The organism is Pseudonocardia lacus (genome assembly GCF_018531445.1).
Lineage (GTDB): Bacteria > Actinomycetota > Actinomycetes > Mycobacteriales > Pseudonocardiaceae > Pseudonocardia > Pseudonocardia lacus.
In genome coordinates this window covers 1-22,655 of record NZ_JAHDTH010000069.1, presented here as the reverse complement: position 1 = coordinate 22,655, position 22,655 = coordinate 1, and the positions used below count along the sequence as shown (strand labels likewise).

The 22,655-nt window shown below is 73.4% G+C and carries 15 protein-coding genes; 3 read left to right on the top strand and 12 right to left on the bottom strand.

What is annotated here, in order from left to right:
• Positions 1-17: 17 nt before the first annotated feature.
• Together KIK08_RS16490 and KIK08_RS16485 are read right to left on the bottom strand one after the other, a co-directional pair.
• Positions 18-1,361, bottom strand: a complete 1,344-nt coding sequence (locus KIK08_RS16490; protein WP_214404043.1) for a DUF4142 domain-containing protein — start codon at positions 1,359-1,361, stop codon at positions 18-20.
• Between the two features lie 90 nt (positions 1,362-1,451).
• Positions 1,452-2,807 carry a ferredoxin reductase family protein gene (locus tag KIK08_RS16485; protein ID WP_214404042.1) on the bottom strand — a complete coding sequence of 452 codons (1,356 nt, stop codon included), beginning with the start codon at positions 2,805-2,807 and terminating at the stop codon, positions 1,452-1,454.
• 375 nt (positions 2,808-3,182) lie between these two features.
• Between KIK08_RS16485 and KIK08_RS16480 the strand changes: the two genes are divergently transcribed.
• Both KIK08_RS16480 and KIK08_RS16475 read left to right on the top strand, forming a co-directional pair.
• Positions 3,183-3,857: a hypothetical protein gene (locus tag KIK08_RS16480; RefSeq protein WP_214404041.1), complete on the top strand. Its 675-nt coding sequence runs from the start codon at positions 3,183-3,185 to the stop codon at positions 3,855-3,857.
• Positions 3,854-6,262 carry an AAA family ATPase gene (locus KIK08_RS16475; RefSeq protein WP_214404040.1) on the top strand — a complete coding sequence of 803 codons (2,409 nt, stop codon included), beginning with the start codon at positions 3,854-3,856 and terminating at the stop codon, positions 6,260-6,262. The genes KIK08_RS16480 and KIK08_RS16475 overlap by 4 nt, the downstream gene beginning before the upstream one ends.
• Positions 6,263-6,405: 143 nt before the next feature.
• On the opposite strand, the gene KIK08_RS16470 is transcribed toward KIK08_RS16475, so the two are convergent.
• Positions 6,406-7,248: a type III secretion system chaperone family protein gene (locus KIK08_RS16470; RefSeq protein ID WP_250557143.1), complete on the bottom strand. Its 843-nt coding sequence runs from the start codon at positions 7,246-7,248 to the stop codon at positions 6,406-6,408.
• Positions 7,249-7,338: 90 nt separating this feature from the next.
• The gene (gene clpB, locus KIK08_RS16465; RefSeq protein ID WP_214404039.1) at positions 7,339-9,954 is read right to left on the bottom strand and encodes an ATP-dependent chaperone ClpB; all 2,616 of its coding nucleotides are present in this window, start codon (positions 9,952-9,954) and stop codon (positions 7,339-7,341) included.
• Between the two features lie 354 nt (positions 9,955-10,308).
• Between clpB and KIK08_RS16460 the strand changes: the two genes are divergently transcribed.
• Positions 10,309-11,502, top strand: a complete 1,194-nt coding sequence (locus KIK08_RS16460; protein ID WP_214404038.1) for a globin domain-containing protein — start codon at positions 10,309-10,311, stop codon at positions 11,500-11,502.
• A 20-nt stretch (positions 11,503-11,522) separates the two neighbouring features.
• On the opposite strand, the gene KIK08_RS16455 is transcribed toward KIK08_RS16460, so the two are convergent.
• The 8 genes from KIK08_RS16455 to KIK08_RS16420 form a co-directional block, all read right to left on the bottom strand.
• Positions 11,523-12,002, bottom strand: a complete 480-nt coding sequence (locus KIK08_RS16455; protein ID WP_214404037.1) for a heat shock protein transcriptional repressor HspR — start codon at positions 12,000-12,002, stop codon at positions 11,523-11,525.
• Positions 11,999-13,195, bottom strand: a complete 1,197-nt coding sequence (dnaJ, locus tag KIK08_RS16450) for a molecular chaperone DnaJ (protein WP_214404036.1) — start codon at positions 13,193-13,195, stop codon at positions 11,999-12,001. The genes KIK08_RS16455 and dnaJ overlap by 4 nt, the downstream gene beginning before the upstream one ends.
• 52 nt (positions 13,196-13,247) lie before the next feature.
• Positions 13,248-13,943: a nucleotide exchange factor GrpE gene (grpE, locus tag KIK08_RS16445; protein WP_214404035.1), complete on the bottom strand. Its 696-nt coding sequence runs from the start codon at positions 13,941-13,943 to the stop codon at positions 13,248-13,250.
• Positions 13,940-15,790, bottom strand: coding sequence for a molecular chaperone DnaK (dnaK, locus tag KIK08_RS16440; RefSeq protein WP_214404034.1), 1,851 nt, complete (start codon positions 15,788-15,790; stop codon positions 13,940-13,942). The genes grpE and dnaK overlap by 4 nt, the downstream gene beginning before the upstream one ends.
• 395 nt (positions 15,791-16,185) lie before the next feature.
• Complete coding sequence (locus KIK08_RS16435) at positions 16,186-16,656, bottom strand: hypothetical protein (protein ID WP_214404033.1); 471 nt, start codon at positions 16,654-16,656, stop codon at positions 16,186-16,188.
• A 153-nt stretch (positions 16,657-16,809) separates the two neighbouring features.
• Positions 16,810-17,397, bottom strand: coding sequence for a hypothetical protein (locus KIK08_RS16430; protein WP_214404032.1), 588 nt, complete (start codon positions 17,395-17,397; stop codon positions 16,810-16,812).
• Positions 17,398-17,433: 36 nt separating this feature from the next.
• A complete protein-coding gene (locus KIK08_RS16425; RefSeq protein ID WP_214404031.1) occupies positions 17,434-19,356 on the bottom strand; it encodes a hypothetical protein in 1,923 nt (640 codons plus the stop codon).
• The gene (locus tag KIK08_RS16420; RefSeq protein WP_491063186.1) at positions 19,353-22,469 is read right to left on the bottom strand and encodes an ATP-binding protein; all 3,117 of its coding nucleotides are present in this window, start codon (positions 22,467-22,469) and stop codon (positions 19,353-19,355) included. Before KIK08_RS16420 ends, KIK08_RS16425 begins: the two co-directional genes overlap by 4 nt.
• Positions 22,470-22,655: the final 186 nt, after the last annotated feature.

The window sequence follows — 22,655 nt, the reverse complement described above, 5'->3', positions numbered from 1 at the left end:
GCGTTCGAAGCGGGGAGCTAACGCCGGACGGAGTGACGCGGTCCTGTGCTGTTCACTGCGCGGTGCGTGGCGGTGGCGTCCGGGACGCGGTGCGAGCCGGAGTCCTCCGGCCGACCGGTCTCGGAGACCGTGCGGTACCTGCCGCCCTGCGCCGGGGGGAAGTGGCCGGAGCCGGGGCCCTGGCCGTAGCCGTTGTCCGGCGGGTAGTAGCCGGAGTTGTAGCCCGAGCCCGGGTAGCCGTCGTCGCGGATCGGCGGGCCGAGCGGGCCGGTCATGTCCGGGGTCAGGCCGGAGTTGATCCGGAAGGCACCCGAGTCGGAGACCGGCGCGTAGTGCGGCGGGGCGTCGATGGTCGGGTGCGGGCCGGTGTCGCGCAGGCCCGGACCGCCCAGGTTCCACTGCACCGAGGGCCCGCCGGCGCCGCCGCGCGGCGACGGGATGGCCGAGGTGCTGGACACGGCGCCCACACCGACCGGCGCCTCCGCCCGGTACGCGGCGCCCGGCATCGACGTCTCCGCCGCGGACGGGGCGGAGCTGCCACCGGCCGGGAGCGCGGCGACGGTCGTGCGGGCGGGCACCGACGCGGCGCTCACGGTGGAGGCGGCCGGGGCGCGGCTCTTGGTGACGGTGACCCGCTCGGTGGTCTGGGCCTTCTTCTTGCGCAGCGCCGAGAGCATCGCGACCACGCCGATGATGACGGCGACGAAGACCAGGATCGGCAGGATCAGCGCCTGCGGGCCGGAGCCGTTGGTCAGCACGTTGGTCAGCGAGGCCTGGGTGATCGGCAGCTGGCTGTAGTCGACCAGCCCGGTGCTCTCCAGGTACTGGCAGTGCCGGGTCACGAACGCGTCGGCCGTCTCGGCGAACTGGCGGACCAGGTCGTTGCGGGTGGAGACCCGCACGTCGTTGATGACCGGGAGCACGCCGCCGTGCGCGCCACGGACCAGCTGCACGAACGTCTGGTCGTAGTCCGCGCCCGTCGCCGCGGCGATCTGGTTCATCCAGGCCTGCTGCTTCGAGCTGGCGTTGGACGGGAGCTGGACCCCCAGCTGCTCGGCGATCCGACGGGTCTCGACATCCAGCTCGGCGTGCTCGGCGGCCAGCTTGCCGGCCACGTCGCGCACCGCGGCGCTGGTGGCCATCTGCTGGGCCTGCTCGCTGGTCGGCCCCTCCCACAGGTTCGCCTGGCGGACCGCGGTCAGCAGGTTGATGTCCTGCTGGGTGAGCGGGCCGAACGCGGTCTGGGTGGAGCCGAGGCCTGCGCCACCGGACATCCAGGTCTGGTAGACGGACGCCGAGACGGCCAGGACCACCGCGGTAATCAGCGAGATGCGGAGCAGCTTGGGGATGCGGCGGAGCATGGGGGCCTTCCTGATCATGTGGCGGGGGAGTCACACGAAGTCGAGCGGGTCGAGGAGCGGCGGAGCCTGTGGGGAGTCAGGGCATCCGCATCACACGAAGTCGAACTGCTCTGTGTGGACGCGGTCCGCGGGGACGGACATCTCGTCCAGCACGTTCACCGCGTCGACCACCATCCCGGGCGGGCCGCAGATGAAGTAGTCGAGGTCTTGCGGGTCACCGAGGTCGCCGACGACCAGCGCCATCAGCTCGGAGTTGATCCCGCCGATGGGGCCGGACCAGTCGGGGCGGGGACGGCGCAGGACCTCGGTCACCTCGAGGTCGATGTAGCGCCGCAGGGTGGCGAGCTCGTCGCGGAAGAACAGGTCCTCCAGTGCGCTGGCCACGACCACCAGCCGGTAGGGACGGGGGTCGCCGCGGTGCGCCGCGGTGCGCACCATGCTGAGCATCGGGGTGATGCCCACACCGCCGGCCATCAGGACGAAGCCGGCGGAGGCGTTGGTCAGGTCGCTGGTGAAGGCGCCGTGCGGGCCGTCGACCCACACCGGCTGGCCCGGCTGCAGGCGGCGGATCCGGCGGGTGAAGTCGCCCGCGCCGCGGATCGTGAACTCGGTGAACTCGTCGTGCGCGCTGGAGGCGATCGTGAACGGGTGCTCCTGGCCGGTCGCCGAGCGGTCGAGCCGGATCCAGGCGAACTGGCCGGGGGCGAACGCCCAGCTGGTGGTCGAGCCGTCCCGGTTGCGGGTCTTGGGCTCCAGCACGAGCGTGGCGACCGTCGGGTTCTCCAGCCGCACGTCGCGGACGAGGAACTCGGTGGACTGGTCGTAGATGTTGCGCCAGATCCAGCGGTAACCGAAGACCAGCGCGACGGCGATGGCGATCAGGGTCAGCAGCATCGCGAACGTCGGGTCGTTCACCAGCTGGTTGAGCAGCACGATGTGCGCCGCCGAGGTGACCAGGATGAGCAGCGCGAGGCCGATGTGCGTGGTCCGCCAGAACTCGTAGGACAGGTCGAACTTCCGGCGCAGGATGGCCAGCAGCACGATCGCGACGAGGCCGAAGGTGGCGATCGTGGCGTTCTGGGCGCGGCCCGGGGCCTCGGGGAAGTTCAGCAGCGCGGTGTTGGTGGGGTCGGCGGCGACGACGCAGGCCAGGTGCAGCAGCACCAGCGCGGCGGTGACGATGCCCAGGAAGCGGTGCAGGTCGATGACGTTCTCGATGCCGAACGCCCGGTTCAGCGAGCGGATCCGCGACGGCAGCACGACGACGCACACCATGGCCGAGGTCGCGAGCAGCCCGGTGATCACCGACAGGTTGCTCCACAGCGATTCCCTGCGGACACCGTTGCCCGTCACGCTCGGCGGCACGGTGAGCCACAGCAGCGAGGGCGCGATGACGATCACCGCGAACCCGGCGAGCCAGATGGCACGCAACTGACGCTGTTCCATGGCGGCGACCGTAGGAGACCCGTTCACCATCGGGTTGCGAGTCTGAGAGGGCAGTGGGCCCGGAGTAGCGGCCAGCGCGACGAGCGGTTGGTAGTTACTCCGTTTGCCACATGATTTGCGCCGATCGCCGAGCAACGCCTTCAGAATGTGACTGAAGTTCTATGCGGAGCGAGGCAACCTGCCGCTCGCCGACGCGTCCCGACCACACGGGCCGCGCCGCGGGCCGCTGGGCTCGCCGCCCACCGCCGCGGCCACCTTATCGTCCGCCGCCGCCGGCCGGGCCGGGAAACGTGCTCGCAACGAATTTGACCCACCCCGACCGGCCGGTCATGCCGCATACTCAGAGGTCACGGGAAGGTCACGGCAGGAGGTCGGATGGGGTTCCGCCGGGCGCCGTTGGGCGCACCGCTGATCGCGCTCGCCGTGTCGGCGCTGGTGGTGGCCGGTTGCGGGGCGCCGGAGTACACGTACGTCACCAACTCCGACGACCGCACCTACCTGAGGGTCCCCAGCACGTGGCGGGCCCTGGACAGCAAGTCGATCCTGGAGAGCATGGGGGTCGACGCCACCGGCGACCCCGAGCAGATCGGCTTCTGGCTGGAGGGCTACGACGCCGACACGGCCGCGCCCTCGGTCGCCCACCTGTTCGGCCAGCGCTCGGACGCCCCCGCGGTGTTCGTCGGCGTGCAGGACGTACCGCTCACCCTGCGGGGCCAGATCTCGCTCGACGTGATGCGCGACCTGTGGCGGCCGGTCTCGGCGACGGCCCGCCAGCAGGCCGACCAGAGCCAGATGTCGCCGTTCAGCGGGTTCCAGCTGGTCGACGACGAGGTGCTGACCCCGGGCGACGGGCTGCGCGGGGTGCACTCGGTGTACCGCTACCGGATCCTCGACGGTCCGCCGCAGGTCTTCGACCAGATCGTCTACACCAACGACGACGCCAGCAAGATCTACATGTTCTACCTCCGGTGCTCCACGGAGTGCTACGAGCAGCGCCAGCAGGAGATCGCCGGTGTGGTCTCCTCGTTCACCGTCCGGGAGAACCCATGACCGCTCCGGCCGACACGACACCCGCGGGTCCGCCACCCGAGGGCCTGGCACCGCCGGACGACCCGCCGCGCGCCCCCGAGCGCCCGACCCGCAAGCGGATGGCGCTGTGGGACCGGATCCGGCTGCTGGCGCTCTTCCTGGTCGCCTGGCTGATCATCGTCTGGGCCTCGATGGCCGACAACCCGCTGCTGCCGTTCGTCGACGCGGTGCGCATCCAGGTCGTCGAGTCGCAGTGGCTGCTGTGGCTGGCCGGCGCCGAACTCGTCCGCCAGGTGCACTTCCTGCTCAGCGAGCGCTCCGCCGGCTACCACCACCTCTGGTCGCAGCGGGTGTTCGGCGGCACCGAGCGGGTGCTGCGGCGCAGGCTGTCGGACTGGACCCGGTTCCGGCTGGCCCGGCTGCTCAAGTGGGCGTTCTTCATCCTGCTGTTCGCGCTGGTCGCCGCCGAGGTCCTGGAGACCAGCCCGGTGCTGGCGCTGTTCGAGGCGCCGGCGCTGCTGTGGAGCGCGCTGCCCTACGTCGCCCAGCTGGCGTTCGCGTTCTTCTTCATCGCCTTCCAGTTCATCGGCCTGTTCTGGCTGCTGTCGCGGGGCGGCGTCGACACCTACTACCCCGACGACATCACCACCCGCTTCACCGACGTGTGGGGCCAGGACCAGGTCGTCGAGCGGGTCAAGGAGAGCATCGTCTTCCTGGAGAACCCCGACGCGATCGAGGCAAGGGGCGGCTACGTGCCGTCCGGCCTGCTGCTGTGGGGCCCGCCCGGCACCGGCAAGACGCTGATGGCCGAGGCCGTCGCGGGCGAGACCGGCAAGCCCTACGTCTTCGTCGACCCCGGCGCCTTCACCAACATGTTCATGGGCATCGGCATCCTCAAGGTCAAGTCGCTGTTCCGCAAGCTGCGCAAGCTCGCCCTGCGCTACGGCGGCGTGATCGTGTTCTTCGACGAGGCCGACGCGCTGGGCAACCGCGGCACCCTGGCCCAGGTGGGTCCCGGCGGCGCCCGCGGGATGAGCGCGCCGTTCGACGCGGCCGGCTGCCACGGCGGCAGCTACCTGTCCGCGCAGACGCAGTGGATGCTGGCCCGCCAGGCCATGGGCAGCGGCGCCGAGGAAACGCCCGACGGCACGCGCAGCCGGTTCATGATGGGCGGCATGGCCGGCGGTGGCGGCGGCATGGGCACGCTGCAGGCGCTGCTCACCGAGCTGTCCGGGCTGAAGAAGCCGCGCGGGCTGATCAACCGTTGGGGCCGGCGGGTGCTGGGCATGCGACCCAAGCCGCCGCCCAAGTACCGGATCCTGGTCATGATGGCCACGAACATGCCCGAGGCCCTCGACGAGGCCCTGCTGCGGCCGGGCCGCATCGACCGCATCTACAAGGTCGGCTACCCCAGCAAGGCCGGCCGGGTGCGGACCTACGAGGGCTACTTCGCGAAGGTCGACCACGAGCTCGAGCCCGAGCAGATCGACAAGCTGGCCACCGTCACCCCGTACGCCACCGGCGCCACGATCAAGGACCTGGTCAACGAGTCGCTGATCATCGCGATCCGCGAGGGCCGCGAGATCATCACCTGGTCCGACGTGCTGCGCGCCAAGAAGCTCAAGGACCTCGGCCCCCCGGAGGACGTCGAGTACATCGAGCGCGAGCGGCACGCCGTCGCGGTGCACGAGGCCTGCCACGCCGTCGTCGCCTACCGCACCCGGCGCCACATGGAGATCGACTTCGCGACGATCGAGAAGGGCGCCACGGCGCTGGGCATGGTGGCCAGCATCCCGCCGGAGGACCAGTTCACCCGCTGGCGCTCGGAGTACGAGTCCGACATCCTCGTGTCGCTGGCCTCGCTGGCCGGCGAGCGGATGTTCTTCGACGGCGACTCCTCCTCCGGCGTCTCCGGCGACCTCGACTCGGCCACCGCCGTCGCCTCCTACATGGAGGGCTTCTGGGGCATGGGCTCCACGGTGTCGTCGTACAACACGGCCCGCCGCATGGAGGTCGGCAGCCCCGGCGGCGGCCGCGGCGCGCCCAAGGGCGAGTCCGCCGAGACGGTCATCCGCAAGGCGCTCGCCGACCGGATCGAGGACCACCTGGCCGACCTCCTGGAGCGGGCCGCGACGATCCTCGCCGAGAACCGCGCCGCGGTGCTGGCGATGGCCCACGCCCTGGAGACCCACAAGACGCTGTCCGCCGAGGACGTCGAGGCCGTGCTGGAGGGCACCGAAGGCGTCTCCGTCGACGGCACGGTCTACCGCGACGCCGCGTTCCTCGCCCAGCTGGAGGAGTACCACCAGGCGGCCGCCGGCGCCCACCACAGCCACACCGGCGTCAAACTGGCCCTACCGGCCGGCGGCCGACGGCGTGAGCTGCCCGAGGCAGCCGCAGCGACAGCGCACGACCCGGTCCCCTAGCGCCCGGCCCGCCGCTCACGCACACCCGGTGGTAGCGGCGCACATGTCGTGACGTGTGCGCCGCAGCCACGGGGTATGCGTGACGCCAACGCCTGTGCGTGGAGCCGAGCCGACGTCAGAGGCGATCAAACTTCAGAGGGCGATCAGCGGTCCCGCCGCGTCGTCGACGTGCCCTCCGGCCGGGTCTCCACCTCGTCGTCGTCCGGGTCGTCGGCCGCGGCGTCGCGCTTGACCAGGTCGGGGGGGCCAGCGCGGTGGTCGTCGCGGGTGCTGCCCCCGGCCGTGACCGCCTTGGCCGTGCCGATGGGCGAGGTCTCCGCGACCGCGCCCCGCCGGCTCGCGGCCTGGGACTTCTCCAGCACCGAGGCCACCTCGGCCAGGTCGGCCAGCAGGTCCTGCAGCCGGTCGGTGCCGGAGTCGAGCGGCGCGGTCGCCAGCACCCAGGACTCCTCGGCCCAGACCAGCTCCACGTCGTCGCCCAGCGCGTCGGCGGCGGCCGCCAGCCGCGGCGTGAGCAGCGGGCGGGCGGCGTCGGCGTCGGCCACGAAGGCGTACCGGTCGCCGACGGGCTCCAGGAGGTCGAGGCCGGCGTCGTCGGGCAGCGGGGCCGACGGCAGCCGCAGCTCGACGGCGGCCGGCAGCGGCTCGCCGACGTGCACGGCGACCAGCACCGACGTGGGCCGGCCCGCCTGCTCGTGGTCGAACACGTAGGCCTGGCGGTCGCCGTCGGGCGTGGGCACGCCGCCGGACATCAGCCGCCGGGCCACCCCCGGGCCGCCCTGGCTGATCGTGCCGTAGCGCCAGCGACTGGGCAGGACCGGATCGGAGTCCAGGTACTCCCAGCCGCGCAGCGCCGCCCACTTCTTGCGGTCGCGGGCGCCCGACCCCGACGAGGCGCCGCCCCCGCGGTCGCTCAGCAGCAGCACCGCGCCAGCCAGCACCGCCACCACCGCGATGACGAACCACACCGTCGACGAGAGACCCACGCCACGAGGGTAGACCCGAGGACCCCCGGCAGCGGGGACCGCCACGGGCGTGGGGCGCCCCGACGGGTGACGCCGGGGCACCCGGGCCGGTCAGCGCGCGGTGACCGGGAAGGCGCGACCGACCACCAGCTGCCCGGTGCCGCCGTCGGCGGACGGGTCGAGGTCGACACGGACCGTGTCGCCCTCGCGGACGGCCCCCGAGAGCAGCTCGCGGGCGAGCTGGTCGCCGATGGCGGACTGCACCAGCCTGCGCAGCGGCCGCGCCCCGTACACCGGGTCGAAGCCGTTCATCGCCAGCCACTCGCGGCCGGCGTCGGAGACCTCCAGGGTGAGCCGCCGCTTCGCCAGCCGCTTGCGCAGCAGGTCGACCTGGATGTCGACGATGTGCGTGAGCTCCTCGGTGGACAGGGCGTGGAAGACCACCACGTCGTCGAGCCGGTTGAGGAACTCCGGCTTGAAGTGCCGCCGCACGATCTCCAGCACCGCGTCGCGGCGGCCGCGGTCGTCGAGGCCCGGGTCGGCGATCGCCTGCGAACCCAGGTTCGAGGTGAGCACCAGGATGGTGTTGCGGAAGTCGACCGTGCGGCCCTGCCCGTCGGTGAGCCTGCCGTCGTCGAGGACCTGCAGCAGCGTGTCGAAGACGTCCGGGTGGGCCTTCTCGACCTCGTCGAACAGCACCACCGTGTACGGCCTGCGGCGCACCGCCTCGGTGAGCTGGCCACCCTGGTCGTAGCCGACGTACCCGGGCGGGGCGCCGACCAGCCGGGCCACGCTGTGCTTCTCCGAGTACTCGCTCATGTCGATGCGGACCATCGCCCGCTCGTCGTCGAACAGGAAGTCGGCCAGCGCCTTGGCCAGCTCGGTCTTGCCGACGCCGGTGGGGCCGAGGAACAGGAACGACCCGGTCGGGCGGTTCTCGTCGGCCACACCGGCCCGGGCGCGGCGCACCGCGTCGGACACCGCGCGCACGGCCTCGTCCTGGCCGACCACGCGGCGGCCGAGCTCGTCCTCCATGCGCAGCAGCTTGGCCGTCTCGCCCTCCAGCAGCCGCCCGGCCGGGATGCCGGTCCAGGCGGAGACGACGTCGGCGACGTCGTCCGGGCCGACCTCCTCCTTGAGCATCACGTCCGCGTCCGGGGAGGTGACCTCGGTGGCCTCGGCCAGCTTCTTCTCCAGCGCCGGGATGCGCCCGTAGCGCAGCTCGGCCGCGCGGCCCAGGTCGCCGTCGCGCTCGGCGCGCTCGGACTCCCCGCGCAGCGCCTCCAACTGCTCCTTCAGCTCGCGGACGCTCTCGATGGCGCCCTTCTCGTTCTGCCAGCGGGCGGTCAGCGCGGTCAGCTCCTCGCGGCGCTCGGCCAGCTCGGCGCGCAGGGACTCCAGCCGGTCGCGGGAGGCGGCGTCCTCCTCCTTCTCCAGCGCCATCTCCTCGATCTCCAGCCGGCGCACCGCGCGCTCCACGGTGTCGATCTCCACCGGCCGGGAGTCGATCTCCATGCGGAGCCGGGAGCCCGCCTCGTCGACCAGGTCGATGGCCTTGTCCGGGAGGAACCGGGCGGTGATGTACCGGTCGGACAGCGTGGCCGCGGCGACCAGCGCGGCGTCGGTGATCCGGACGCCGTGGTGGACCTCGTAGCGCTCCTTGAGCCCGCGCAGGATGCCGATGGTGTCCTCCACCGACGGCTCGCCCACGTAGACCTGCTGGAACCGCCGCTCGAGGGCCGGGTCCTTCTCGATGCGCTGGCGGTACTCGTCGAGCGTGGTCGCGCCGACCAGCCGCAGCTCGCCGCGCGCCAGCATCGGCTTGATCATGTTGCCGGCGTCCATCGCGCCCTCGCCGCTGGCCCCCGCCCCGACGATCGTGTGCAGCTCGTCGATGAACGTGATGATCTGGCCGGCGGAGTCGGTGATCTCCTTGAGCACGGCCTTGAGCCGCTCCTCGAACTCGCCGCGGTACTTCGCGCCGGCGACCATCGCGCCCAGGTCGAGCGAGACGACCCGCTTGCCGCGCAGCGACTCCGGCACGTCGCCGGCGACCACCCGCTGGGCCAGGCCCTCCACGATCGCGGTCTTGCCGACGCCGGGCTCCCCGATCAGCACGGGGTTGTTCTTCGTGCGCCGCGACAGCACCTGCACGACGCGGCGGATCTCGGTGTCGCGCCCGATCACCGGGTCGAGCTCGCCGGAGCGGGCCCGCGCCGTGAGGTCGACGCCGTACTTCTCCAGCGCCTGGTAGGTGCCCTCGGGGTCGGGGCTGGTGACCCGGGAGCCGCCGCGCACCTTGGCGAACGCCTCGCGCAGCGCCTCGGCGGTCGCGCCGTGGCGGCGCAGCAAATCGGAGACCGGGCCGCCGGTCGAGGCGAGGCCGACCAGCAGGTGCTCGGTCGAGACGTACTCGTCGCCCATCTCGGTGGCCAGTTGCTGGGCGGCGCCGATGGCGCCGATCGCCTCGCGGGACAGCTGCGGCGCGCCGACCGTGGCGCCCGCGGCCGACGGCAGCCGGTTGCCCAGCGCGGTCAGCTCGGCGCGCACCGCGGCCGGGTCGGCGCCGACGGCGGTCAGCAGTGGGGCGGTGATGCCCTCGCCCTGGGCCAGCAGGGCCGCCAGCAGGTGGGTCGGCCCCACGTCGGGGTTGCCGGCGAGCGCCGCGGCCTGGACGGCGGCGGAGATGGCCTGCTGGGTCTTGGTGGTGGGGTTGAAGGAGTCCATCCCTCACGTCCTCCTGCGGTTATTCCTGGGCGTCGATCCGCCCGTCCTCTCGGACAACGTCAGAAAAGTTGAGTGTGTTCCGCTCAAGGTTGGCCGGTTCACCCGGACGGTGACCCTCGGCACCCGGTGCGTAACGCCGCGCCGTCGAGCGACGACCCCGTCCGGGATGGCGCACGTCCCCGGAACCGGGGATCCGCCGTGCCACGATCCGGTGGCGCACAGCGAGCGCGCGGTCACGATCCGTTCGTCGTGGCGATAGGGTGCCACGCCACCACCCCGGCGCGAGCCACGCGCGCGGGAGCGGGCACCGCACTGCTGTGCGGCGCCGAGCAGTGAGAGAGGAGCCGGCCACCGATGACCGTGGAACAGCTGCTGACCGCCGACGTCCACGCGCCCGTCGAGGCGCCGCCCCAGCTGCCGCCGAGCGCCGACCTCGTCCGGTCGAGCTACGCGCTGATCGAGCCGCGCTCCGAGCAGGCCGCCCAGGTCTTCTACGCGTCCCTGTTCGCCGCGGCGCCGGCCACCCGGGCGCTGTTCCCGGTCAACATGCAGGTCCAGCGCAGCCGGCTGCTGCGCGCGCTCGTGCACGTCGTCCAGCAGGTCGACCGGCCGGAGGTGCTGGTTCCGTTCCTCGAGCAGCTCGGCCGCGACCACCGCAAGTTCGGGGTGGTCGCCGAGCACTACGACGCCGTGGGCCAGGCCCTCCTCGACGCCCTCGCCGCCGTCGCCGGACCGGGGTGGACCCCCCAGGTGGCACAGGCGTGGCGCGACGCGTACGCGGTGGTCGCCGGGGCGATGCGCGCCGCGGCCGACGCCGAGCGCGGACCCGCCGGCTGGCTGGGCCAGGTCGTCGGGCACCGCCGGATCGGCTGGGACATCGCCGTCGTCACGCTGCGGACCGACGAGCCCGTGCCCTACCGGGCCGGCCAGTACGTCAGCGTGGAGACCCCGCGGCGCCCCCGGCTGTGGCGATACCTCTCCCCGGCCAACGCGCCGAGCCCGGACGGCGTGCTGGAGTTCCACGTGCGCGCCGTCGACGGCGGCTGGGTGAGCCGGGCCGTGGTCGCGCACACCGCGATCGGCGACGTGTGGCGCATCGGGCCGCCGATGGGCCGGATGCACCTCGACCCGGACACCCGCCGCGACCTGCTGCTCGTCGCGGGCGGCACCGGTTGCGCACCGCTCAGGGCGGTGATCGAGGACCTCGCCCGCCGGCCGCAGCCGCCGAACACCCAGCTCTTCGTGGGCGGCCGCACCTGGGACGACCTCTACGACCTCGCCGCGCTGCGCGAGCTGTCCTACCGCCACCCGTGGCTGGACGTCGTCGCGGTCGTCGAGCAGGACGTCGACGCCGGCCGGCCCGCCGACGGCGCACCGGCCGCCGAGCAGGGCACCCTCGCCGACGTCGTCACCCGCTACGGGGCGTGGGCCGACCATGACGTGCTGGTGAGCGGATCGCCCGGGATGATCCGCTCCACCGTCTCCCGGATGCTGGTGGCCGGCACACCGCTCGACCGCATCCGCTACGACCCGTTCACCATGGAGTGAGCGGGCCGCGGGCCGGCCGGTCAGCTCCGGCGCTGCCCGGGCCGCCACACCACCAGCGCCTGACGCCGGTCGACCGGCACGAGGTCGCGCCGGTAGGACGCGTGCACCGACGCCGCGGCGTGCTCGGCGGCCGCCTGCGCGGCCAGCAGCTCATCGGCCATCTCGGCCAGGCGCGTGCGCAGCTCGTCGACCATCTGCTCCAGCTCGATGATCCGCTTGATGCCGGCGAGGTTGACGCCCTCCTCCTGGGACAGCCGCTGCACCTCGCGCAGTAGGGCGATGTCCCGGGCCGAGTAGCGCCGCCCCCCGCCGGGCGACCGACCGGGGCTGACCAGCCCCAGCCGGTCGTAGCCGCGCAGCGTCTGGGCGTGCAGCCCGGACAGCTCCGCGGCCACCGAGATCACGAAGATCGGCGTCTCCGCGGTGGCGCCCGGCGGCAGCGGAGCGCCCGCCCCGACCGCTCCGCGGTCGGGGTCGGGCGTTCCGCCACGGCTGGTCATCGGGCACCGCCGAGGAGGTCGGCCCGCGGGTCGTGGGCCTTCGTCGCCTCGGCGTAGGACTGCAGCGCCGTCACGGCCGCGTCGTCCAGCCGGCTGGGCACCGCCACCTCGACGGTGACCAGCAGGTTGCCCGGGGCGCCGGAGCGCTTCTGCACCCCGCGCCCGGGCACCCGGAAGGTGCGCCCGCTCGCCGTGCCCGGCGGGATCTTCAACGACACCGTGGAGTCCAGCGTCGGCACCGTGATCGTGGTGCCGAGCACCAGCTCCGGGAACGTCACCGGCACGGTGAGCGTCAGGTCGTCGGGGTTGCGCTCCGAACGGCCGAACAGCCGGTGCGGCTCGACGTGCACGCGCAGCAGCAGGTCGCCGGCCGGGCCGCCGGTCGGTCCCGGCTCGCCCTTGCCCTTGATCCTGATCTGCTGGCCGTCGGTGACCCCGGCCGGCACCCGCACGGTCAGCTTGCGGACCTGCGTGGTGACGCCCTCGCCCTGGCACTCCGGGCAGGGGTCGTCGATCAGCCGGCCGGTGCCCCGGCAGTCCTGGCAGGGCTCGGAGAACGCGAACGCCCCCTGGCTGCGGCTCACCAGGCCGACCCCCGCGCACGTCGGGCACGTCCGCGGCGTGCTGCCCGGACGGGCCCCGGTGCCGGCGCACCGCTGGCACCGCGCGGGACCGGCCAGCCGCAGCTGCACCTCGGCCCCGCGGACCGCGTCGACGAACCCGATCCGCACCTCGTTCTCGATGTCGGCACCGCGCTGGGCCGTGCGGGCCCCCGCGGACCGCCCGGCGCCCGCGCCGCGGCCACCGAGGATGTCGCCGAACAGGTCGCCGAGGCCACCGCCGCCGGCACCCGCGCCGGCCCGGCCGAACAGGTCGTTCAGGTCGAACCCCTGTGCGCCCCCGCCGGCACCGAAGCCGCCGGGGAAGCCCTGGCCGCCGCGGAAGCCGCCGCCGGACCCGAACAGCGCCTTCGTCTCGTCGTACTCCCGGCGCTTCTTCTCGTCCGAGAGCACGCCGTAGGCCTCGGACACGGCCTTGAACCGCGCCTCGGCCCGGGCGTCGCCGGGGTTGGCGTCCGGGTGCAGCTCACGGGCGAGCTTGCGGTACGCCTTCTTGATCTCGTCAGCCGAGGCGCTCGAAGCGACGCCCAGCTCGCGGTAGAAGTCCTTCTCGATCCAGTCCCGCTGGGTCACTCCGCCTCCTCACGCAGTCTCGACTCACGCGGTCCACGCCCTCGCGGACGGATCACTCCGCCAGGCGGTGCTTGCCCGTCGACTCCTCGGCGCCGCCCTCCGGCTCGGCCGCGGTGCCGTCGTCGGGGCGGTCGGACACCGTGACCATCGCCGGGCGCAGCACCCGGTCGGCGATCCGGTAGCCGCGCCGCAGCACCGACGACACCACCGTGACGGTGGGGCCCGGCTCGCTGCTGGCCTCGTGCTGCACGGCCTCGTGCACCGACGGGTCGAAGGGCTCGCCCTCCAGCCCGAAGGCCTCCAGGCCCAGCTTCTGCACGACGGCCGTCAGCTTGTCGGCGACGGCCTTGAACGGGCCGGTCAGGTCGCCGTGCTGCTCGGCGCGGTCGACGTCGTCGAGCACGGTGAGCAGGTCGCCGACGAACTGGACCCTGGCCCCGGTGAGCACGGCCTCGCGGTCGCGGTCGACTCGGCGGCGGTAGTTGGCGTACTCGGCGCTGACCCGCTGGAGGTCGGCGGTGCGCTCCTCCAACTGGGCCGCCAGCTCGGCGGCGGCCCCGGCCGGGGCGCCGCCGTCGGCGCCCCCGCCGGCCTCGGCCGGGGCGTCGGCGGTGGCCTCGTCCGCCGTGCGGACCTCCCCGGTCACCGGGTCGATCCGCCTGCGGTCCCTCACCACGACCCGCTCACCCTCGGCCCCGTTGTCCCCGCCGGCGGCCGAACGTTCGTTGCGATCGGCTGGGTGGGTCACTTCCGGTCCTTCTCCTCGTCGACGATCTCCGCGTCCACGACGTCGTCGCCCTGGTCCTGGGCCTGCTGGTCGCCGCCGGGCTGGCCGGGGGCGCCGTCGGCACCGGGCTGCTGGTAGAGCGCCGAACCCATCTTCTGGGACTCGGTGGCCAGCCGCTCCATCGCCGTCTTGATGGTGGCGGTGTCGGTGCCCTTCAGGGCCTCCTGCGCCTCGGTCAACGCGCTCTGCACGTCCGACTTGACGTCGGCGGGCAGCTTCTCGTCGTTGTCCTTGAGGAACTTCTCGGTCTGGTAGACGAGCGACTCGGCCTGGTTGCGGACCTCTGCGTCCTCGCGGCGCTTGCGGTCCTCCTCGGCGTGCTGCTCGGCCTCGCGCATCATCCGGTCGATCTCGTCCTTGCCCAGGGCGGAACCACCGGTGATCTGCATGGCCTGGCTCTTGCCGGTGCCCATGTCCTTCGCCGAGACGTTCACGATGCCGTTGGCGTCGATGTCGAAGGAGACCTCGATCTGCGGCACGCCGCGCGGGGCGGGCGGCAGACCGGTCAGCTCGAACATGCCCAGCTTCTTGTTGTAGGCCGCGATCTCGCGCTCACCCTGGAACACCTGGATCTGCACCGAGGGCTGGTTGTCGTCCGCGGTGGTGAAGATCTCCGAGCGCTTCGTCGGGATCGTCGTGTTGCGCTCGATCAGCTTGGTCATCACGCCACCCTTGGTCTCGATGCCCAGGGACAGCGGGGTGACGTCGAGCAGCAGGACGTCCTTGACCTCACCGCGCAGCACACCGGCCTGCAGGGCGGCGCCGACGGCGACGACCTCGTCCGGGTTGACGCCCTTGTTGGGCTCCTTGCCACCGGTCAGCTCGCGCACCAGGTCGGTGACGGCGGGCATCCGGGTGGAACCACCGACCAGCACGACGTGGTCGATCTGGCCCACCGAGATGCCGGCGTCCTTGATGACCTGGTTGAACGGGTTGCGGGTGCGGTCGAGCAGGTCCGAGGTGATCCGCTGGAACTCCGCGCGGGACAGCGTCTCGTCCAGGAACAACGGGTTCTTGTCCGCGTCGACCGTGATGTAGGGCAGGTTGATCGTGGCCGTGGTCTGGCTGGACAGCTCGATCTTGGCCTTCTCCGCGGCCTCGCGCAGCCGCTGCATGGCCATCTTGTCGCGGGTCAGGTCGATGCCCTGGGAGCTCTTGAACCGCTCGACCAGCCAGCCGATGATCCGCTCGTCCCAGTCGTCGCCACCGAGGTGGTTGTCGCCGTTGGTGGCCTTGACCTCGACCACGCCCTCGCCGATCTCCAGCAGGGACACGTCGAACGTGCCACCGCCGAGGTCGAACACCAGGATGGTCTGGTCCTTGTCGCCCTTGTCGAGCCCGTAGGCCAGCGCGGCCGCGGTGGGCTCGTTGACGATGCGCAGGACGTTGAGCCCGGCGATCTGCCCGGCCTCCTTGGTGGCCTGGCGCTGGGCGTCCTCGAAGTAGGCCGGCACGGTGATGACCGCGTCGGTGATCTCCTCGCCGAGGTAGGACTCGGCGTCGCGCTTGAGCTTCTGCAGCACCCGCGCCGAGATCTCCTGCGCCGAGTACTTCTTGCCGTCGATGTCCTCGGTGGACCAGTTCGAACCGACGTGCCGCTTGACCGACCGGATGGTGCGGTCGACGTTGGTGACGGCCTGGTTCTTCGCCGACTGGCCGACCAGCACCTCACCGTTGCGCGCGAACGCCACGACCGACGGAGTGGTGCGGGCACCCTCCGAGTTGGCGATGACCGTCGGCTCGCCGCCTTCGAGGACGGCGACGACCGAGTTGGTGGTCCCGAGGTCGATACCGACCGCACGAGCCATTGTGGTTCCTCCGATGGAGCTTGAGTTCAGGTCGCTCAAGTCTGGCACGGACCCGTCCCGACTCCTTGAGCCGGGTCCGCTCAACTTGCTCACCTCGCCCAACGCACCACCGCGCGCCCGTGTTCCCGCTCTGCGCGAATCCTGCGCGCCCCGCACCCCACCTGCGGCGACGCCGACCGCTCACCACCCGGACGAGAGTGGCTCTCGTCCAACCACATGGGACGAGAGCCACTCTCGCCCGCCGCCGAGCCGCCCCGCCGACCCGCCGGCGCGGACGAGCATGGCTCTCGTCCTGCCGGAGCACGCCATCCGCCGGGACGAGGCAGGGCCGACCGCGCTCTTCGCCGGGCTCCCCGTCCGAGGGATTTGGCACCGCGTGCGCCGGTGGCGGGGGGTCAGCGGCCCCGTTTGCGGGGGCGGTCGGGTTCGGGGCCGCCCAGGGGCGCGGCGGGGCGGGGTTCCACCCGACCGGCCGACGCCGGCGGGAGGGGGTCGTCGACCGGGGCCAGGACGCGGTGGTGGGCGGCGTCGTCCACCGGCTCGTCGGTCTGCGCCTCGCGGTACTCCAGCTGGCCGTCGGGGCCGAGCTCGGCGACGTAGCCCGCGGCCATCGCCTGCTGCTCGTCGAGGTCTATGAGGACCTCCCAGCGGCAGGGGGTGACCTTGTAGTCGGGCCAGTCGAGGTGGCCGTAGGCGTCGTGCAGGTCCGCGAGCAGGCCGACGAAGACCTGCTGCCAGCGCAGCGGCATGGACTGGGCCAGCGAGCGGGGGACGACGAGGTGGTCCTGCGTCGCGCCGGGGGTCGGGCGGTCGAGGTAGTCCCGCACGGGGGTGGTCGAGGCGGGGACCACGGGTTCGGGCGCCAATTGCGTCTCCTGCTGCTTCCTGCTGGGTGTCCTGCTGTCCCTGCCGGCTGTCGCTGCTCGGCTGTCACTGCTCGGCTGTCACTGCCCGGCACGTGGGGACCCTCGATACTCCCACGCGCGCCGACCGCGCCGTCGCTCCCGCGGGCCGTGTGATCAGACCCGGTCGTACCCGGCGACCCGCCAGCCCGCCTCGGTGTCGACCACCAGGATCCGCAGGGTGACGGCGTCGGTCTCCACCTCCACCTGGACGTTCCGGTCGGCGACCCGCACCGCCTCCGGCTCACCGGTGACGCGGGTGGCCGGGACGTTCTCCGGGTCGACGCCCGAGAGCACCCCGATGTACTCCTCGGTCGTCAACGGGCGCAGGCGGTCGAGCCACTGCCGCGCCGTGGTGTCCTCCGCGGGGCGCACCCACGCCTTGGCCCACCGCTCGGCGGCGTCCAGCGCCTCCGTCGGCGCCTCCGACAGCGGCAGCGGCGAGGCCGCCGAGGTGCCGCCCGGCGTCGAGCGGGGCGTGCCGGAGGACGGGGTGGTGGCGCCGGCCGACGGGCGCGCGGTGGTCGGGCCGAACGGGGCGGCGGCCGGCTCGGGGCCCCGCAGCAGGCCCAGGCCGACGGTCACGCCCACCGCCACCGCGAGCACGACGACCACCACGAACGCCAGCCGACCCGGCGAGCGCAGCGGCCACTGCCAGATCACGCGGTAGGCGGCGGAGCGGCCGCGCGGGCTCCTGATCGGCACCGGGGTTCCTCGTCAGCGTGGGTTCGGGCGGGTCGACTACTCGGGGCGGTAGGACGTCGGGCTGTAGGCCGACTGCGTGGCGCGCGGCCGGTAGATGCGGTACACGGGCACCCCGTCGACCAGCTCGGCCTGCACCGGGCGCGCTCCGCCCGGGCGCAGCGGCACCGCGTCGGGCCTGCGGTAGATGACCCGATCGTCGACCTCGGTGGGGTCGTAGGCGCCGGGGTTGCCCCCGCCGCCGCCCGCGCCGATGCCGCCACCGCTGGGCAGGGCGGGGCGCCGCGCCGCCGGCACGGGTGTCGGCGCGGACATCTGCTCGACCTCCGTGCGCGGCACGGGCCGGCGTTGCGCCGGGACCCGGGCGGCACCCGCCTCGGCCTCGGGGCGGTGGCTGTCGGGGTCGGAGGCCGCGCCCGCGCCCGAGCGGCGCTCGTCCCACCAGCGGGTCTGCCGGTCCTCGGTCGGACCGCCGCGCATCCGCTGCCAGACCCGGCCCATCGGCCCGGAGCCCGCGCCGGGCACGATCCCGCCGAACGACTCGCGGGTCAGCGAGACCATCGACACCAGCCTGCGGAACGGCCGGGCGACCGCCCAGAGCACCACCGTGACCACACCGGTGACCAGCAGCGCCAGCCACAGGTCGATGCCCGCCCCCGGCCGGAACAGCGAGACCACCAGCAGTGCGTGCAGCCCGGCCAGCGCACCGACGATCAGTGCGTTGACCACGGCCGCGCCGCCCACCCGCAGCAGCGCCGGCAGCACGTCGGGCTTGAGGATCGCGACCACGGCGATGGCCGGTGCGGTCATCACCAGCAGCCGCAGGATCAACATCGCCACCAGCACCAGCACCTTGCTCAGCAGCTGGAACAGCGCGATGCACAGCGCCTGCACGACGGCCAGCGCGCCGGCGCCGACCCGGCTGCCGGACACGCCCTGGAAGTAGGGGTAGCGGTCGCCCATGCGCTCGCCGATGGCGGCGAAGTCGGCCTTCTTCTGCTCGGCCAGCTCCGGCGTGGCCAGGTTCTCGGCCACCTCCGGCTTGGTGAACGTCTGCGCCCGCAGCAGGTCGCGGCCCAGCTCCTGGGCCTGTGGGACGTCCGGGGCGCCGAACTCGCCGCGCAGCCAGTTCTGGTAGATCACCTGGTCGACCAGGACCGTCGGCAGGGTGTCGCGGTTGCCCAGGCCGACCTGCCCCAGGAAGCCCTCCTGCATCTGGGTGACGCCGTCGAGCAGGATCGGGTCGGCGACCTTGGCCCAGTCGACGGGCGCCAGGTACGCCGCCGAGCCGACCACCAGCGCGAGCACGCCGAACGCCGCGCGCTGGGTCTGCCTGGCCAGGTCGCCGCGCATGGCGAGGAACAGCAGCACCACGGCCAGCAGCACCAGGGCCGGGCCGATCCAGTTGCTGAACACCGCGTCGTACATGGCCCGGGTGCCGTCGCTGATGAGCCCGTCCAGCGGGCTGAGGAGCTCGCCGCCGTCGGCGATGAGGTAGTGCGCCCAGTTGACGCCGCCGACGGCGAACTTGGCCACGTTGAACGTCTGGTTGCCCATCCAGGTGTCGGTGGTCGACGCCGGGTTGAACACCGCGCTGCCCGCGCAGCCGAGGTCGTAGTTGTGCCAGATCAGGCCCGCGTAGCCGACCTCGTCGTAGACACTGCCGGGCTCACCGACGCCGTACGTCGGCGGATCGAGGGAGCCGACCAGGCCGGTGCCGGGGCGGTCGGGCTCCGGGGACTCCTTGCAGGAGAACGGCTGGGCGCTCGCCGTCGAGCCCAGCAGGACCGACCCGCCGACCATGCCGAGCACCACGAGCACCGCGGGCCAGCGCCGACGACGCGCACCGCCGGCCGCCGCGTCGCGGGCGCGACGCTTCCGTGCGGCGACGAGCACCGCGGCGAGCACGACCAGCACGGCCGGCAGCCACCCGGCGGCCGCCGACGGGCCATCCGGGATCACCGCACGACCCTCCCGCTCGCCCGCACGTCGTCGTCCGGCACGGGACCGCTGCCGTTGCGGTGGCCGGGCGGGTGCGCCGCGCGGTCGTGGTCCGGTCCGTCGTCGGGGTCGAGGCCCTGGTCGACGTCGCCGAGCAGGTCGAACTCCTCGTCGTCGAGCAGCTCGGCGGCGTACGCGCCCTGGTCGTGGCGGCCGGCGTGGCGCACGCCGTTGCCGTTGGTCGCCTCGTCGTGCGGATCGCCCGCGGGCCGTTCCCGACCCGTGGGCGCGGCGCGGGGGACCGCCCGCGGCGGCGCCGACGGGGCCGGTTCGGCCAGCAGGCCGTCCGGGTCGTCGAGCTCGGCGAAGTCGGCCTCGAAGTCGCCGATGCCGCCCTCGTCGCCGAACTCCGCCACGTCGAGGGAGACACCGGTGGGCGGCCCGGGTACCGGCCGGGCGGGCGGCGGCTCGTCCGGCGCGCGGACCGCGGCCGGCACGAACGGCGACGCGGGGCCGCGCAGCGACACCCGGCTGGCGTCGGGGTTGGTGTCCAGCGCCTCCCGGACGTGCTCCAGGTGCGGGGCCTCCAGGTCGATGCGGATCTTCTCCACGCCGCCGTGCCCGTCGGCGAAGACGAACTGGCGCGGGGTGTCGTCCGGGCGGTCGTCGTGGCGCGGGCGCGGCGAGAGCGTGCCCAGCATCTGCTCGTAGCCCACCCCGATCGGCACCTTCAGCAGCCGCAGCGCGTCGTTCTGCGCCTCGCCGTCGTCGGTGCGGCCGACGAACACCGCGTTGACCAGCGAGGCGAAGCCGGACACCCGCAGCAGGTCGCCGGCCAGCTGGGAGGCGAACAGCGCCCGGACGTTGAACTTGCGGGAGTCGCGGGCGAGCCGGTCGATCAGCACCTTGCCGGTGGGCACCTGGGACAGGAAGTGCGTCTCGTCCAGCGCGACGCCCTTGCGGGTGTTGCGGTCGGCGTCGTAGATGGTGCGCTGGGTCAGCCAGGAAGCCAGGTTGAGCAGCTCGACGGCCAGCGACTCGGAGTCGGTCCACTCCTCGCGCGGGCTGCCCGGTCGGGGCAGCGTCATCCCCTGCATGGTCAGCACGGTGAGCCGGTAGTCGCGGTCGGCCTGCCACGGGTCGTGCCGGGAGGTGTCCGGGAACAGCAGCGCGGCCTGCGGCAGCTCGCGGCGCTCGTCCAGGAAGTCGGCCACCACACCGGCGTGGTCCTCGCCCTCCCTGGCGTGCCTGCGCAGCGCGTCGATGACCATGCCGGGGTGCCGGTCGGACGCGCCGCCCACCTCGCGGACGGCGCGGAGCAGCACGATGCGGGTGTGCGGCAGCCGGGCGACGTCGTAGGGCAGCAGCCCGGACAGCACGTCGAGCACGAGCCGGCGGCGGGTGGCCCCGGCCAGCGAGCGCTCGCGGCGCCACGCCCGCTCGGCGTCCTCCTCGTCGGCGAAGTGCTCCGGGCGCGGCTCGGCCACGACGCGGTACGGGTTGAGGATGCCGGGGTCGGCCCGCAGCAGGTTGATGTGGCGGGAGAACGGGGCCAGCTCGGGGAGCCGGGTGAGCTCCGCGAGCGGGCCGGACGGGTCGAGGACCGTCCAGCGCGCGCCGGCGCGCAGCGTCTTGTAGACGACGAGCCCGGTCAGGAACGACTTGCCCGAGCCGAGGCCGCCGACGATCGCGGTGAGGCCGGAGGCCCGCCGCACCTCCTGGGCCAGCCACGGGTCCCAGGCGACCGGGCGCCGGGTGGCCGTGCACGTCTCGCCGATCATGATGCCGCGGCGGTCGCCCACCGAGGCGGTGGCCGCCGGGACGGCCGCGGCGGCCCAGGTGACCGAGCCGCGCCGGCGGTAGGCGGTGGAGGCCAGCGGCTCGCCGGGGATGAACTCCCGCGCGTAGCTGTACTGCGCCTCCGGGTGCTCGATCTGCACCTTCGGCCGGTAGACGTCGAGCACCTGCTGGGCCCGGCTGATGGCCTCGGCCTCGTCCTTGCCCGAGACGGCGATGCGCCACCAGCCGTAGAGCCGCGAGTTGAGCTGGGTGAGCCCGCTGGTCAGCTCGTCCTCGATCTCCAGGACGCGGTCGGCCTGGCGGGCCAGCGACATGGGCGGGTCGAGGTCGTGGTCGTGGGTGTAGTGCCGGATCTGGCTGCGCACCTTGCCCATCTGGCGCTGCAGCTCGCCGGTGACGTCCTCCGGCCGGCGGACGTAGATGCGCGCCGACCACTCCACGGGGAACGGGAGCCGGTCGGAGTGCTGCATCCACGGGTCGTCGATCTCCGGGATCCGCAGGCCCTCCATCAGGCCTACCGACAGCACGGCCACGTTGCGGGCGACCGTCTGGGAGCGGATGCGCCCGACCACGCGCACGGTGGGCGCGTACGGCTCCTGGTGCATCTCGACGCCGTCGGTGAACTGGGCGAGGTCCTCGGTGTCCCAGCGGGTGACGCCTCCGGGGACGACGGAGAGCGTGCGCGGGGCGGGCAGCCCGAGCGCGCACGAACGGTGCATCAGCCAGCCGATGTCGTCGGCGGTGGCCGGGACGGCGTCCAGGCCGCTGCCGGCGACCAGCGCGTCGAGGTGGCCGACCTCGGAGGCCAGCGCGGCCAGTTCGGCCCGCACGGCGGCCGGGGCGATCCGGCCCAGCACCGGCGCGGCCATGTCCACCCAGCGGTCGAGGGCGTTGCGGCCGGAGACCTCGATGCCGAGGAAGACCTCCTTGTCCGACATCGACAGCCCCATCAGGTGGCGCTGCTCGCCCTCCAGGAACCCGTCCCAACCCAGGGCGCCCGCGACGTCGGGCATGCGGCCCAGCGCGTTGTGGTCGAACGACTCGGCCCACATGTGCACGGGGTAGGGGCGGGTGGTCACCCGCAGGTGCAGCCAGCGGCCCTGCAGCTCGCCGAGCTGGGCGGCGATCTGGCGGATCAGGACCTCGCGCTGGGTGTCGCTGCGGAAGCTCCAGGCCTGCGCGGCCAGCCGGTACCAGGCCATGACCTGGGTGCCGGTGCGGGTCAGGTGGCCCTCGATGGAGCGCAACGCGATGTTCGGCTGGTACTTGGGCAGGTTCGACTCACCGGCCCGGGAGCGGCCCCGCCTGCTGCGGCGGTCGGCCTTGCGGCTCACCTTCTCCGCGTCGCGGGCGCTCGCCTTGGCCGCCTTCGCCGCGGCCTTCGCCGCCTGCTTGTCACCCCTGGCCACGGACTACCTCCCCCGCCGGTCCGCGGCGCGCCTGCCGGTGCCGGCGGGACGGTTGTGGCCGGCCCGCGCGGGCGCCTGGGCGGCGCGCGCCGACGACCTGCGGCCGGCCCC